This window comes from Vibrio olivae, from assembly GCF_042428525.1.
In the GTDB taxonomy this organism is placed as follows: Bacteria; Pseudomonadota; Gammaproteobacteria; order Enterobacterales; family Vibrionaceae; genus Vibrio; species Vibrio olivae.
Genome location: NZ_JBHMEP010000002.1, coordinates 303226 through 317487 on the forward strand (window position 1 = coordinate 303226; position 14262 = coordinate 317487).

A 14262-nucleotide genomic window follows, 5' to 3' on the forward strand; every position below is an offset into this window, starting at 1 on the left:
TTTGATGGGCAATAATCCGTTAACTGAATTTAGCTTCAATGAAATCGAGGATATCTTTCATTGTTTTGTCATCCACTTTCTTTAGATTTAAAGCCAAGTTTGTGCCTTTGCGAGTGTAACTAGCACGACCTTTGACTAAGTCGACTTTATTCGCGACTGAACGTTTACGCGGTGCTAGCTCTTCAATCCATCCCTCAAGTGTTTCTGACACATCTTTGGTCATACGAGCAACACCTTGAGCTTCACTGCGCTGCCAAACAAAACGACCTTCCTCATGGCACTTATTAAGTAGTTCCGCTTGTTTCTGATCATCTAATTCGTAAAACTGTTTATGCAGTTTTACGATTGTTGGACGGCCTAAATCAGCGACATTAGGATAAGCCTGCAACAATTCTAAAGGCAACGATGCCGCTTTCAATGCACCACTGACTAACGCTTCACTGCACTGAAAAATTTTCGCCAGAGCTTTTTGGTCGTCAGCTTCACCACTCTCGAGTTTTGCTTGCATCTCTTTACCTTTCTCATAAAGAGAAAGCGGTTTGTGCGCATTCGCCACATCCGATAAAAACTTCGCGTGTTCAGAGTTAATGTTGTCAGCAACATAAACAAGAAATTCTTTATTGGCTAGAATACAAGACATACGACGACGACTGCCGTCGAGCACTTCTATTTTACCATCGTTACGGCGGCGACCAACCGCTGGATATTGTTGACCACGTTCACGTAATGTCGTCAACACATCAGACAGAGCATGCTCATTTAAGAAAGATTGCTCACGGGCGTTTTCCGAAAATACGACCGTTTCTGATTCAACGTCACTAGCAGGAATGCGCATTAGTTCAAATTGAACCAACTCTTCACCAGCGACCGCCAATTCGATAATCTGCGCTTGCTCTTTGGCTGCAGTTTGAGCCTCTAGTGGTGTTGTCGCTCGACGTTTGTCCGCTTTACCGAATAATTTTGCATTTAAATCTGACGTTTTAATTGCCATTTTTTATTTATCCTTGATTCAGTGATGCCCAATGACTATGCAGCACACGCTCCAATTCTAAAGAACTCTTTTGGACAGCGTCTTGCGCGGTTGCCAAGGTTTTTTTACCACCTTCGAAATCGCTGATAGTCAAATCAAATACTGTGCTATAGGTATCCGCACAGGTCTCAAAAGCTCGACTGCGTGGTATCGTCGCCATCATAACTTGATCACCCAGCAGATAATTCATTTCTGTTAATACCGAGACTTGCTTCTTATTGTCATCTTCAAACATCGTAGGCAGTAAACGCGCAAACTCAAGACCTTGCCAATCTTCAGGAAACATTTCATAAACGGTTGGCAAATGCTGGAAGAAGTTAACTGTCGATGCCCAATCGAGTCGTTTCGCGGCGCATGGGATGAGTAACGCATTGGATGCATACATCGCATTCCAGACTAACGGATCAACGTGCGGGCCAGTATCAATCATAATGACATCAAAATCATCAGCGATCTGGTCAATCAATTTCTCTTTCAATAATTTAACAATATCAAGAGATTGATTTTGAGAAAGATACTGCCAAGCTTCAGCATTGAACATTGCATCTTCTGGAAATGCTGAAACGGTTTTTAAATTTGGGTATTGCGTTGGTAGCAACACATTTTTATGAAGAAATTCATTATTAACCTCAACACCATCAGGTACGTTGTCCAGCATAACATCCACTGCAGAGTAGATATTATCATGATCGGTCAGGCTGATTTGTGGGTTTAGAAAAAGACGTAAAGAACCTTGTGGATCCAAATCTATTAAGCAAATACGGTAACGTTTATCTAGATTTAACGCTAAACACGCCGCTAGATGGACTGCGGTCATTGACTTCCCGGTCCCACCTTTTTGGTTCTGAACATTAATAATCCAAGGCTTATTGTCTTGGTTTTTTTTGCGTTCATGAAACTTGGGAATACCTGCTGCATCCATCAGCATATGGGCTTCAGACAGAGTAATTGAATAGTGATTGGCGTTATTTTTGGTGAACTGATGCCCTTCATTTTCCATTTTAGAAATCGCATCGTCCAACTTACGACGCGTTAAACCAGAACGTGTTTCCATCAATGCTTTGGACATCGCAGGGAAATGTTCATCACGACGCTCTTCCAAAACAATCTCGATGCGATCAGCTTGAACTTGTGCCGTCTGCTCAGCGAGTTGATTGAGATGTTGAATGGTCTGTTCTCTTGTCATTGCCAAATTCCGTTATCAAATGTGTTGGCAACAATTGTACAGCAATTAACACTGTTTTCAACCAAAAGGTGAACACCCAACAATAGATAAGAATCACATTAAAGAGATTATTTTTGACCAAATTATAGACTAAATCACAAAAAGTAAACTTTGGGTGTAATTCATTAAAAATTAGCCCATAAATAATCACCCATAACTCGCTTGCAATAGCAAAACTTTTAAAATGTTACAGCATCACTTATTTACAATGTAAACAAATTTTTTACCATCCGACCGGAACGATTATTTATGTCGGCTAAATTACGGTCAATGACAAATAAACCAGAAATTATAAAAATTTGTTACTCGCGATAGTAAAACACCGCAATCTATACCAAACTCCATCGTTACACGCACATTCAACCACTGTTCTATGGAAAGATGATCAAGGAGTGACACTTGATCATCTTTCCGAGAAAATCGACCACCTAGGAACAATGATCAAGGAGGCCATCGTTCCTAGACAGATGTAAATGAAAAAGCTAACCGATGATCCTTTATCGGATCAATGATCAAGTAATGTCAGCGTCCGGAAGCATGGGTTTTGAAGTCTAGTTTACGGTTGAGTGCCGATGAACTCTGTAATTCAATATAAATCCTTGCAAGAACGACAAGTAATCGAAAAACAGTCTCTTAAATCGGTCAACAACGTAGCTCATCTTGATCATGCTTTCGCACACATTTGCTATTCCAATTACTCACAAACAAAGTTTGGGCTGTATTTCGACATAAAAATATCAATATAAACTTTACTAAAGCCTGTATTTACATTGATACCATGATCATCGTTCCGCTGAATTTTGAGCTGGTAACTCGCGAATTCGGCATTAAGAGCGATGAAGACATAGCGTCATTGTGGATAAGTTGTGAAGAGTTGATGATCATGTTTTCGGGACAATGATGATCATGGATTCTAAAACGCGTTGATCATGCTTACACGAAGATTTGATCATGCTTTCAATACGTTAATGATCATGCTTTCGATCTCGGCATGATCATGCTTCTGAAGAGAGATTTTTTTATCTTTTTTATAACAATGACTTACAAGCAACAATGCAGCCTGATCATTAGATCATATAATCATTTAAGATCAGAATAATCAAAAAGATCAGTTATTTAAAACCTCTATTTTTTTCTTTATTTATGATCTGTTTTTCTTTATTCTTTTGGAACTATAGCGAAATTACGGCTAACGTGATATGGATCATAATTAATGAGCTCGGAAGAAAAAATACTGGTTAAAGCCCCTAGAAGCCATAAAGACGGGCATTTGTTTGAGATTACAGAAAGTGCAATTGACTGGATCGAGCAATATCAGCACTTTAAAGGCGTAACCAAAAGCATTGTCGAGCTACTTAATTTGATCTCCCTACGTGGCTTTAGCAGCAAAGATGGTTTGGTATCAACAACAGAGCTTATCGAAGCCACTGACGGCCAACTGACCCGCGCAGCCATCCAACAACGTTTACGTGCAGCCGTCAACATTGGTTTGTTTACGCAAGAATCTGTGCGTTTTGAACACGGTTTGGCGGGTAAAACGATGTTACACCGCTTTGTCAATCCAAGTCAGTTAATTTCATTATTGGGCTCGACCAGTTTAGTGACTGAATCCGTCAAGCAATCAGAAAAACAAAAGCGTTCAAAAGCGCTGGCTCAAACCCAAGTCAATAAACGTCTACTCCATGAACATGGTTTAAATACGCCACCAGCGATGAAGGATGAAGCGGATCAATTTGTCGTATCACCAACCAATTGGGCCGGGATCATTGACCAGGCACTGGCACCACCTCGAACTCGCAAAAGCTATCAGAAAACCATGGTATCCATCTCTGGTACTCGTGCAGTGATCGAAACACGATCATCGAAAAACATCATGACAGTCGATGATCTCATGACGCTGTTTGCTCTGTTTACATTGACCGTGCAATATCACGAACATCATCAGGAACAATATCATCTTGATGCAACACACATTCCGAACAAAACACCACTGTACATTACCGACATCTTGTCTTTACGTGGCAAAAAAGACAGTGGACCTGCTCGTGATTCCATACGCGATAGCATTGATCGCATTGAATTTACCGATTTTCAACTTCATGAACTGACAGGGCGTTGGTTGAGCGAAAATATGCCAGAAGGCTTTAAGAGTGACCGTTTTCGTTTTCTTGCTCGAACCATTACAGCATCAGAAGAAGCGCCAGTTGAAGGCGCAGACGGTGAAATTCGCATCAAACCTAACTTGTATATTTTGGTTTGGGAACCGTCGTTTTATGAAGAGTTGATCACTCGAGATTACTTCTTTTTGTTCCCACCTGAGATCTTGAAGCAGCACACCTTGGTGTTCCAGCTCTATTCATACTTCAGAACGCGTATGTCGCGCCGGACGACGGACGTGATGTTGTTAACCGAGTTAAACCAGAAACTTGCGCGCAACATCGAATGGCGTCGTTTTTCAATGGATTTGATCCGCGAATTGAAGCGTCTTTCCGATGGGAAAGGGAATGATGAACTGTTTGTGGTGAATTTATGGGGGTATCACTTAACGATCTCTGCGATGATCGAAAATGAAAAGATCCAAGACTACCAATTCGATATTAAATGTGATGCGGAAGAAGTATTACGTTATTCACGAGCACGTACCACCAATGCGGGTAAACGCAATATGGCACCTACGCTGCCAAACCCACTACGTAATGAAATGGTGTCCCGTCAACAACTCGATGAATTATCTCAGATTATTGATGGTGAGTTTGAGCCAATTCAACGCAAACCCGCCTCTCCACGTGGCAAATTAGGACGCCGTGTAAAACAGCGCAAACACTTAGTGGAGATCAATGCAGACGAAATAACGATCACTCTATCTAAATATACCTCCTCAGAGGCTCTAGAACGCAGTATAACGGCTTTAGCTGCCATGACAGGGCATAGCCATAGCTCTATCCGAGAAGAGTGTCAGGAGCTCATAGATAAGCTTGATTGGTTAAAGGTAGGAAAGGAGATCATCCCTTACGAAACGTTGAGCAAGGTGATTGAGCTGTATAATTCGCAAGATAACAACAAGCATCTCTCAATCGAACGTTTAATTTCAGGGCTAGCCGTGCGACGTAAGGTATGCAAACAAGTGATCGAGGGCCATATTGATGATTCAGTATTTCGAGTGCTTGATGAAGTCGCTATCTAATCTTGAATGGTCGGCAAAAAGTTAATTGACCTCTCAACGAGAGAATGAACAAATCTACTACATTCCGCTGACACTCGACTGACATAAGCGCGCGCTATTGTTATTAAGATTAATCCCGAATAGACAACCTTTTGTCCTTTCTGATGAATTCGGGATTTGATTGTCCCTGATAGATTGGCTCATATTGTTACATCACTTTGAATTGTTAGCGAGTTCTGTGCAGAACTCGCTTTTTTTTATCCATTTTTCAGCTTATTACCGTATTTGTTCCCTTGATCATTGTTCCGGTTCGTTTACTTAAGACAATTCGTGCACTTAAAACAACAGTACGGATGAGCGGATAGTCGCTACGGGCAGATAACTGGTCGAGTTCAGAAATGGCTGCTCCGTATTGGCGGACGTAAAATTCAGCTGATGAGCGTAACGGGCCAAGGCTTATTAGAAGGGGAGGGGAGTTAAAAAGTGAGAGTTTGATCCACTTACTTTTAATAGGGACAATTTTTTAAATGTACTTCGAGTTTTGTGTCCATGCAAAACTATTTTTATCGAAAATCCCCCCAAATTTACGAACTATTATAGAAATCACACTCTGAATTAAATTCTCTTAACAAGGGCTTGGGGCTTTGCTACAGATTAGGCGTCCCAGACGTGGTTTATTCGGAGGGTATTATGTCCATTAATTCTATCGACCATGACGAAATCACTGGCTTTACAACAAAGTGGGATCTCACTGAAGATGTTGTGCAAGAGAAGCCATCTCGCAATATGAAATCAGCGGAAGCTCGCCGTCGCATTGAAATGCTCAGAGAAATCCGTGAGAGCGGATTAACCATAGAGGAAGCGAAAGAACTCGGTTTACTGCACTGATCGTAGATTCAAACGTAACATTTAGAAAAGGGTGGTCCGAAATGCCACTCTTTTTGTTTGTCAGTAAAGTAAACTCGCAACTTCACATTTCAAATATTCAATAGCTCTCAACATCAGCCATGTTTGTGGTATATTGTCGAACTTTCAATAGGTGAGTGGATAAAGCTATGTCGATGAACTTATCTCTGTTGCCAGCAGATGAAAAGAATCGCATTGAGCTGGATAAACAAGCATCTTTCATTGTTTGGAAGATCAAACAGTCAAAGGCGGGACCTGACAGTATCGATGCTCAGTTGAAGCAACTATCAAAAACGCATGAGCGTGAATGCTTCGAACAGTCCGTCGAGAAATATAAACGTATTATGGGTGTGTAATACGCTCATCAACTGCGTGGAAATTGAAAACCCTTCACTTTTTGCTAAAATCCCCGCGTTAAATTAAATAGAGAGACCATCCCGATGGGAAGAAGTTTTGAAGTGCGCAAGGCCTCAATGGCAAAGACTCAAGGCGCAAAAATTAAAGTTTATTCCAAGTACGGTAAAGAAATTTACATGTGCGCGAAAAACGGCGGTGCGGACCCAGACATGAACTTGTCACTAAAGCACTTAATCGCAAAAGCGAAGAAAGACCAAGTGCCTGCCCACGTTATAGATAAAGCCATTGATAAAGCAACTGGTGGTGGTGGTGAAGATTACCAACCCGCTCGTTATGAAGGCTTTGCTCCTGGCGGAGCGAGCGTGATTGTTGATTGTTTAACCGATAACGGCAATCGTACTTTCCAAGATGTTCGCCAATGCTTTGTTAAAACAGGCGCTAAAATTGGTAGCCCTGGTACAACAGCTCACATGTTTGATCACCAAGCTGTTTTTCAGTTCCAAGGTGATGATGAAGAAGCGGTACTTGAAGCGCTAATGATGGCAGATGTTGACGTCGCAGATATTGAATTGGAAGACGGCGTGATTACAGTATTTGCACCGCATACCGAATTCTTTAAAGCGAAAACGGCACTGAATACTGAATACCCAGACTTAACGCTGGATGTCGAAGAAATCACCTTTGTGCCTCAAACTCACACGCCGGTTACGGGTGAAGATGCAGAGAAATTCCAAAAATTCTTGGATCTTCTAGACGATTGTGACGATGTTCAGCAGGTGTACCATAACGCAGAGCTATAAAGCATTGTGACTGAATACCATCAAAAGCCGAGCGATTGCTCGGCTTTTGTTTTTGTATAAGCTTGTCAGCGATGAGGTTTATTTACACTGTAAATGAACCATCACTCTGATGTTAGCGTTTATGACACACGCCTGAAGAACAACGCGACTGACCAGTTAACCACCGAGATATGGTGTAACGGTGACGAGCAAAGAGCCGATAACCTGCATCAAACAGCGTTTTTAAACCCGGCAAGCGCGTCAGCTTTACCCAGCGGCCTTTACCGACTAAACGCCAAGCATGGTATGTGGCATCGAGTCCCAAGTACAGTGTGTTATCAGCAGCTAAACCATGAAGAATACGTGACGCTTCAGTAGCATCGATGTGAGGAAACTCTTCAAAAGCGGTTGAGTTAATATCAATTAAGCGAAGATGAGATTTCTGATCCGCTTTCGATAAGCGCCGCATCTCCGCTACACATAGCGGGCACTCACCATCATAAAATAGAGTCATTTGAACTGGCATAATAGCTCCTTATCTTAGTACTTATCCTACGCAGTTGAGTGGTTGTCGATCAACGTCAATCATCGTCAGCGTTGGAAAGTTAATTGCCAGCTTTGATTAGGGCTGTGCTAAAATAATGTCTGATTTAATAAAGAGATTACCGAACATGAGTTTAAAAACGGACATTCAGAAATTAAATAATCGTCTGGATAACTGCCGCCATAAATTGGAGGCTGCGAAATCTCGCGGTGACCAAGAAATGATCTCAAAATTTACCGATGAAATTGAAGATTTGACCAAGAAGGTTAACCAACTCAAGCACAAGCAAAGTTATGATCTTAACAAAGAACGTAAAAGCTTACTGGACATGCCTTTTTCTCGTGAAATCACCAAAGCGGAACAAGCCGACTTAGGCAAGCTCAAAAAGTCAGTGAAGGGGCTAGTGATTGTTCACCCTACGACCAAAATTGGCAAAGAGCTGCGCCTTGATGCGATGACTGGATTCGCGCCAAAACCGTTCTAATGTCACGAATGCTGAATCAAACAAAAAAAGGGTTGAAGCGAAAAGCTTCAACCCTTTTTGCATTAAGAGGGAGAGGGTGCCGTTAATACCCCATCAACTGAAGCAGATTTTCTGCGGTGTGAATGGCTTCCTTGCGATTGGCAATATTGAGCTTTTGATACAGATTACGGATATGGGTTTTGATGGTGGTTCCTGCAACATCAAGTTCCTGAGCAATCTGTTCATTACTAAAACCGGAATAAATTAATCCAAGCACTTGCCACTCTCGCTGCGTCAGCGGGCTGGTGCGGACTAACTCTGGAATGTTGGGATGATTTATTAGCTTTTCAACGAACTCCTCGTCAAAGTGCACTGAGCGGCTCCGCTGTGTGGTGGAGATGGCTTTTGTCAGTTGCTGAGCACGATGACGTTCAAGATCACCAAGTTCTGACTTATGGCTGAGTTTTTCAAGCACGTGACGGATTTTGGCTCCGTCAATTAAGAAGTTACCCATAATCCCGGTTTGGCTCGTCATCTCTAGCGCTTCTTTGAGGTAATCACGTGCGGCATCTTCTTGCTTTTGCGTAACGGCAAGAACGCTTAATACGATCAAGTTGCGGTTAATGTCAGTGATCAATTGCTTTTTACGCGCTTGAGTCTGGATAAAATTGAGGGTTGCCAATGCATCATCATAGAGGCCTAAGCTAATTTGCGCTCGAGCGATATTACGCCATTGCAATTGAGTAAAATGGTTGCACGCTTTCTTCGGACGGGATGTGGTCTCCAGCCAGTGTTGAATTGCCTCGTTATCACCACGTGCCTGCCAAAACAGAATTAACGACAGGGATGCATTTGCGGTCCAGTCGACGTGGTAGGTCGATTGTTTTAGTAAGTGAATAATTTGGTCAACAAACTTAGCGGCTTTATCCAGCTCGCCACGGCCAACGGCAATACGCGCAAGCATCGAATAACTGTGTAGATGCTTGTTATTTGAGTGGTTTCCAAGCACGTCCAAGCCTTTGTAGGCGCACTCCTCGGCTTCATCGAAGCGATTCCAGCACCAATATATTTGTGCGCGAATTCGTAACAGGAACTCATGCAAAGGAACTTGATGCAGCTGGTGTTCCTCAATGAGGCGAAAAGCGCTATCTTGCACTTCGTAGGCGGCTTGTACATACCCTTGAGCAATCAATATCTCGCTCTGTTGTAACATTGCCCATAACGCTTGGTGATAGGCTTGATACTGACGCGCTAGCTTTTCGGTTTGCTGCATCATGGGCAGAGCTCGGCTTAAATGCCCGAGAACGTGATTGACTTCACCCACCACTGAGGTTGCCACAATTCGGCTGCGATAGACGGTGTTATCCAGCTGACTAAGCGCCAACTCCGCCAGCTCTAGGGCCTTTTCTGGCTCATTTTGGTTAATCGCGACTTGGGCACGAAGCGCGTTGAATTCGCCTTGCTCTTGCGTGCTGAGCTCAATATTGAATTGCGCCATCTGCTGATCGGTTTGCTTCAACATGTCACCGACATCATTATAACGATGCTGGCTTTGTGCGAGCCAAGCTTGCAACATGCAAAGTTTCGGCGCGCTATACAGTTGTTCTGGCGACAGTAAGTCAATAGCGCGTTCAAGGCTTTGTAATTCGCCGCCGTTAAACATACTCCAGCCATATTGATTGAGGATGTCTGCGGTCAGTTGGCTGTTATTGGCTTTTTGCGCATGACGTAATGCTTGGTGAGGCGATTTTTGTGCGAGCCACGCCTTGGCCGCGGCTTGGTGTAATTCGCTCTCTTTTTGCGGCATACGCGCTTGGCGTTCGTGGGTTAAAAACTCGGCAAATAGGTTATGAAAGCGGAACCAGTTTTGCTCACCTTCAAGTGGATGAATGAACAAACCATAGCGGTTGAGTGATTCCAACATAATTAATGCGTCATCACGCTGAGTTAACGCTGTGACTAATGCATCATTAAAGTGATCTAAAACGGAGCACTGCATTAGGAATTGGCGTGTTTCGTTGTCAAGGAGATCAAACACTTCTTCGACCAAGTAATCCCATAGATGCGCATGATTAAACTGCGACACCGATTCAGCCGATTGGGCGAGTGTACGGCGCTGATGTTGCGCTTGCAGAGCAATTAATTGTAACGCAGAAGGCCAGCCTTCCACATAAGTTCGCAAACTGTCTGCGGTTGCGTCATCAATGCCATCGCTCACTCGTTGATTGAAAAAGCGCGTGGTTTCTTCCACATCAAATGCCAGCAAATCATTCCCAATTTCAATCATTAAGTCACGTACGCGCAAGTTAGCTGTGCCAAGCGGTGGTGCCGTGCGACTGGTTACAACCAGAGTCAGGTTGTCAGGCATATGCTTTAAGAAAAATCTCAGCGCTTCGTGAATCTCGTCATCGGAGATCAGATGATAGTCATCAAGTACAAGGTAGGCCTCTTGATGGAAGTCCGCCATTTCCGCAAAGACTTCACCAAACAAGCTGTGAATTGAAGAAAACTGTCGCTTCTCGGCCAGTTTTAAAGAGTTCGGCATTGAAAAGTGGGTGGCTTTATTCAGCGCTTGCAGCAAATAATTAATAAAGCGAAATGGGTCATTGTCGCTTTCATCAATGTTGTACCAGCCGACATTTGGTTTATCCGCCAACCACTGAGCCGCCATGGTGGTCTTTCCATAACCGGCAGGAGAGCGGAATAAAACCAGTTTATAGCAAGGCGCTTGCTGCAGCAGATCAAGAACTCTGGGGCGAACGATCGCGTTGTGCAGCCGTCCTGGACGCGTTAATTTTGAGGGAATCCACATCTTTTAAGCCAGATCCTATATCAAAAGTGAACCAATTGAATTTTGCAAGGGATGGTACTTGAAGTCGGACCATACAGTTATTGATCAACTGCGCGAATTTCGTTGGATTCACATTTATAAACCCACTACGCCCCTGAATTGTGATCATTATCACCATATATCTGTCGCACAGCCGAGATTTGATCGTTCATTTGCACCGTGATTGATGTAATTGATGAAAAGTTACTAGGTTAAATGTGATGTCTAAAACAGTTTGATTATTTGTCTGGTGAGAAAGATCGATGCCATATCGGGAAGCTGACTAGCTTTATTTTGTTAGTGGTGTGATCTTTCTCACCGGACTATTGAGTCTAACGCTGTGGTTTGAGAGTTCGATCACTGAGCTCTGTGTAATCTGCACTCTACGCCCTGACTCCTCCTCCTACGCATTGATGTGGTTAGGAGGATGTTTCACTTGTCTAGTGAATGCACGATATGCCTCAGATGACTTAAACCAAACAGTGAGAATTCTGTTATGAAACCTACTCAGCAAAAAGATTTCGATAAAGGTGCTTTTCAAGCCAATGTGAAGAAGCATCTATCGGCAACGTACGCGACGACGGTTGAGCACGCAACGCCACGTGCATGGTATTTAGCAATGGGCCGAGCGTTAGCTGAATTGACGACTCTTGATCTTCTTGAGACAGAACAAGACGACAAAATTACCCACGCGAAAAGCGTAAATTACCTTTCTCTTGAATTTCTTATTGGTCGTTTGACGGGCAATAACTTAATCAGCATGGGCCTGTATGAGCAGATCACCGAAGCAATGGGTGAGCTGGGCCAAAACCTAACCGACTTACTGGAAGAAGAGCGTGACCCTTCTCTGGGGAACGGTGGTTTAGGCCGACTGGCGGCGTGTTTTATGGATTCGTTAGCCGCGCAAGAGTTCCCAACCGTTGGGTACGGGTTGCATTATGAATATGGTCTGTTTAAACAGTCATTTGATCACGGTCGTCAACAGGAAGCGCCTGATGCTTGGTGTGGTGTTGAAGGTTACCCATGGGAAGTCGCTCGCCCTGAACTTGCTCAAGAAATTGGTTTTTACGGACACGTTGAAGTGTACGAAGATCAAGGAAAAGAGAAGCGCCGCTGGGTGCCAGGCATGCAAGTCAAAGCGATGCCTTGGGATATGCCTATCGTTGGTTACCAAAGTGATACGGTTTACCCTCTACGTTTGTGGGAATGCCAAGCGATTGCACCTTTCTCTCTGGAAAGTTTTAACAATGGTAACTATTTTGAGGCGCAGCACTCATTGATCGATGCGGGTAACATTACCAAAGTTCTGTACCCGAACGATAACCACGAAAAAGGCAAAACTCTGCGTTTGATGCAGCAGTATTTCCATAGTGCGGCTTCTGTACGTGACATTCTTCGTCGTCATGAACTAGCTGGTCACACTTTGGCGTCATTGCCGAAATTTGAAACCATTCAATTAAATGATACGCATCCAACCATCGCGATTCCGGAGTTAATGCGCATTCTGATTGATGAGAAAGGATTAACGTGGGATGAGGCGTGGGCGATCAGTTCACAAACCTTTGCCTACACCAACCACACTCTATTGCCCGAAGCGCTTGAAACCTGGAGTGAGTCGTTGATTCAGCGTTTGCTTCCTCGTCATATGGAAATCATTTACGAAATCAACCACCGCTTCTTGCAAGAGGTTCGAGCGAAGTGGCCTGGTGATGTAGCAAAACAGCAGAAATTATCGATCATCGAAGAAGGCTTCCATCGCATGGTGCGTATGGCGAACCTTTGTGTGGTCGGCTCTTACGCAGTTAACGGTGTGGCAGCACTTCACTCTGAGTTGGTTAAACGTGACTTATTCCCTGAGTTCAATGAGCTGTACCCTAAGCGTCTACAAAATGTGACCAATGGTATTACCCCTCGCCGCTGGTTGAAATTCTGTAACCCTGGTTTGTCTGCGTTGATTTCTGAAAAAATTGGTGACGAATGGCCAGCGCATCTCGATCAACTTGAAGCGATTGCTCAGTATGCCGATGACACTAAATTCCAGAAAGAATTTATGGCGGTGAAAAAGCAAAACAAAGCGCGTCTGGCTACATGGGTCAAGGACAACATGGGGATCGAGCTTGATACCAACGCGATTTTTGATGTGCAAATCAAGCGTCTTCATGAATACAAACGCCAGCACTTGAACATGCTGCATATCCTGTCTCTCTATCATCGTTTAATTAACGATCCTGAGTTTGATATGGCGCCGCGAGTGGTTTTCTTCGCTGCCAAAGCCGCCCCTGGTTATCACTTAGCGAAAGAGATCATTTACGCCATCAACAAGATCGCAGAGAAGGTCAACAATGATCCGCGCATTGGCAATAAGCTGAAAGTGGTCTTTGTTCCTGATTACCGAGTCAGCATGGCTGAGATCATCATTCCTGCTGCGGATGTTTCTGAGCAAATTTCGACAGCGGGTAAAGAAGCTTCAGGTACCGGTAATATGAAAATGGCACTCAATGGTGCATTGACTATCGGTACCATGGATGGCGCTAATGTTGAAATCCGTGAAGAAGTGGGAGATGACAATATCTACATCTTTGGATTGGAAGTGGATGAAGTTGAGGCGTTAAAAGCCAGCGGTTACAACCCGTACGATTATTACAATGCCGACCCGCTACTTAAATCATCAATGGAACTTCTTTTGGGCGATGAGTTTACGCCGGGTGAACCGGGTGCGCTAAGAGCGACATACGACAGTTTACTCGATGGCGGTGACCCTTACCTCGTATTGGCGGATTTTGCGTCTTATGTTCAAGCGCACGAAGCGATGGATACTCAGTATCGAGACCAAGCCGGCTGGGCTAAGAAAGCGATTCTCAATACCGCATTAGTGGGCAAGTTTAGTTCAGACCGCAGTATTCGAGATTACGTGAATAATATCTGGAAATTGGATGCGATAAGTCGCTAAACAGTCCGAAAGAGC

Annotated in this window: 10 protein-coding genes; 6 read left to right on the forward strand and 4 right to left on the reverse strand. The window is 43.7% G+C overall.

The window, feature by feature from the left end:
• Positions 1–19: 19 nt before the first annotated feature.
• Together ACFFUV_RS11205 and ACFFUV_RS11210 are read right to left on the reverse strand one after the other, a co-directional pair.
• Positions 20–991: a ParB/RepB/Spo0J family partition protein gene (locus ACFFUV_RS11205; RefSeq protein ID WP_390192529.1), complete on the reverse strand. Its 972-nt coding sequence runs from the start codon at positions 989–991 to the stop codon at positions 20–22.
• Between the two features lie 7 nt (positions 992–998).
• Positions 999–2216 carry an AAA family ATPase gene (locus ACFFUV_RS11210; protein ID WP_390192532.1) on the reverse strand — a complete coding sequence of 406 codons (1218 nt, stop codon included), beginning with the start codon at positions 2214–2216 and terminating at the stop codon, positions 999–1001.
• 1252 nt (positions 2217–3468) lie between these two features.
• Here ACFFUV_RS11210 and ACFFUV_RS11215 point away from each other — a divergent pair.
• From ACFFUV_RS11215 to ACFFUV_RS11230, 4 genes are all read left to right on the forward strand, one after another.
• A complete protein-coding gene (locus tag ACFFUV_RS11215) occupies positions 3469–5439 on the forward strand; it encodes a replication initiator protein RctB domain-containing protein (protein WP_390192535.1) in 1971 nt (656 codons plus the stop codon).
• A 669-nt stretch (positions 5440–6108) separates the two neighbouring features.
• Positions 6109–6306, forward strand: a complete 198-nt coding sequence (locus ACFFUV_RS11220; protein WP_390192538.1) for a hypothetical protein — start codon at positions 6109–6111, stop codon at positions 6304–6306.
• A gap of 167 nt (positions 6307–6473) precedes the next feature.
• Positions 6474–6680 (forward strand): DUF3283 family protein, encoded by a 207-nt coding sequence (locus tag ACFFUV_RS11225; RefSeq protein ID WP_390192541.1) that lies wholly within the window; start codon positions 6474–6476, stop codon positions 6678–6680.
• Positions 6681–6764: 84 nt separating this feature from the next.
• A complete protein-coding gene (locus ACFFUV_RS11230; RefSeq protein WP_390192543.1) occupies positions 6765–7481 on the forward strand; it encodes a YebC/PmpR family DNA-binding transcriptional regulator in 717 nt (238 codons plus the stop codon).
• Positions 7482–7593: 112 nt separating this feature from the next.
• Here the strand turns inward: ACFFUV_RS11230 and ACFFUV_RS11235 are convergent, their stop codons facing one another.
• On the reverse strand, positions 7594–7986 hold the full coding sequence (locus ACFFUV_RS11235) for a thiol-disulfide oxidoreductase DCC family protein (protein WP_390192546.1): 393 nt from the start codon (positions 7984–7986) through the stop codon (positions 7594–7596).
• Positions 7987–8131: 145 nt separating this feature from the next.
• On the opposite strand from ACFFUV_RS11235, the gene ACFFUV_RS11240 reads away from it, so the two are divergent.
• Complete coding sequence (locus tag ACFFUV_RS11240) at positions 8132–8488, forward strand: YibL family ribosome-associated protein (RefSeq protein ID WP_390192549.1); 357 nt, start codon at positions 8132–8134, stop codon at positions 8486–8488.
• A gap of 82 nt (positions 8489–8570) precedes the next feature.
• Here the strand turns inward: ACFFUV_RS11240 and malT are convergent, their stop codons facing one another.
• Entirely contained in the window at positions 8571–11279 is a 2709-nt protein-coding gene (gene malT, locus ACFFUV_RS11245; RefSeq protein ID WP_390192552.1) for an HTH-type transcriptional regulator MalT, read from the reverse strand.
• Between the two features lie 514 nt (positions 11280–11793).
• On the opposite strand from malT, the gene ACFFUV_RS11250 reads away from it, so the two are divergent.
• Positions 11794–14247 (forward strand): glycogen/starch/alpha-glucan phosphorylase, encoded by a 2454-nt coding sequence (locus ACFFUV_RS11250; protein ID WP_390192555.1) that lies wholly within the window; start codon positions 11794–11796, stop codon positions 14245–14247.
• The last annotated feature ends 15 nt before the right edge of the window (positions 14248–14262 follow it).

Coding starts and splice junctions, on each gene's coding strand:
- ACFFUV_RS11205 (WP_390192529.1), bottom strand. CDS start 991: ATGGCAATTAAAACGTCAGATTTAAATGCAAAATTATTCGGTAAAGCG.
- ACFFUV_RS11210 (WP_390192532.1), bottom strand. CDS start 2,216: ATGACAAGAGAACAGACCATTCAACATCTCAATCAACTCGCTGAGCAG.
- ACFFUV_RS11215 (WP_390192535.1), top strand. CDS start 3,469: ATGAGCTCGGAAGAAAAAATACTGGTTAAAGCCCCTAGAAGCCATAAA.
- ACFFUV_RS11220 (WP_390192538.1), top strand. CDS start 6,109: ATGTCCATTAATTCTATCGACCATGACGAAATCACTGGCTTTACAACA.
- ACFFUV_RS11225 (WP_390192541.1), top strand. CDS start 6,474: ATGTCGATGAACTTATCTCTGTTGCCAGCAGATGAAAAGAATCGCATT.
- ACFFUV_RS11230 (WP_390192543.1), top strand. CDS start 6,765: ATGGGAAGAAGTTTTGAAGTGCGCAAGGCCTCAATGGCAAAGACTCAA.
- ACFFUV_RS11235 (WP_390192546.1), bottom strand. CDS start 7,986: ATGCCAGTTCAAATGACTCTATTTTATGATGGTGAGTGCCCGCTATGT.
- ACFFUV_RS11240 (WP_390192549.1), top strand. CDS start 8,132: ATGAGTTTAAAAACGGACATTCAGAAATTAAATAATCGTCTGGATAAC.
- malT (WP_390192552.1), bottom strand. CDS start 11,279: ATGTGGATTCCCTCAAAATTAACGCGTCCAGGACGGCTGCACAACGCG.
- ACFFUV_RS11250 (WP_390192555.1), top strand. CDS start 11,794: ATGAAACCTACTCAGCAAAAAGATTTCGATAAAGGTGCTTTTCAAGCC.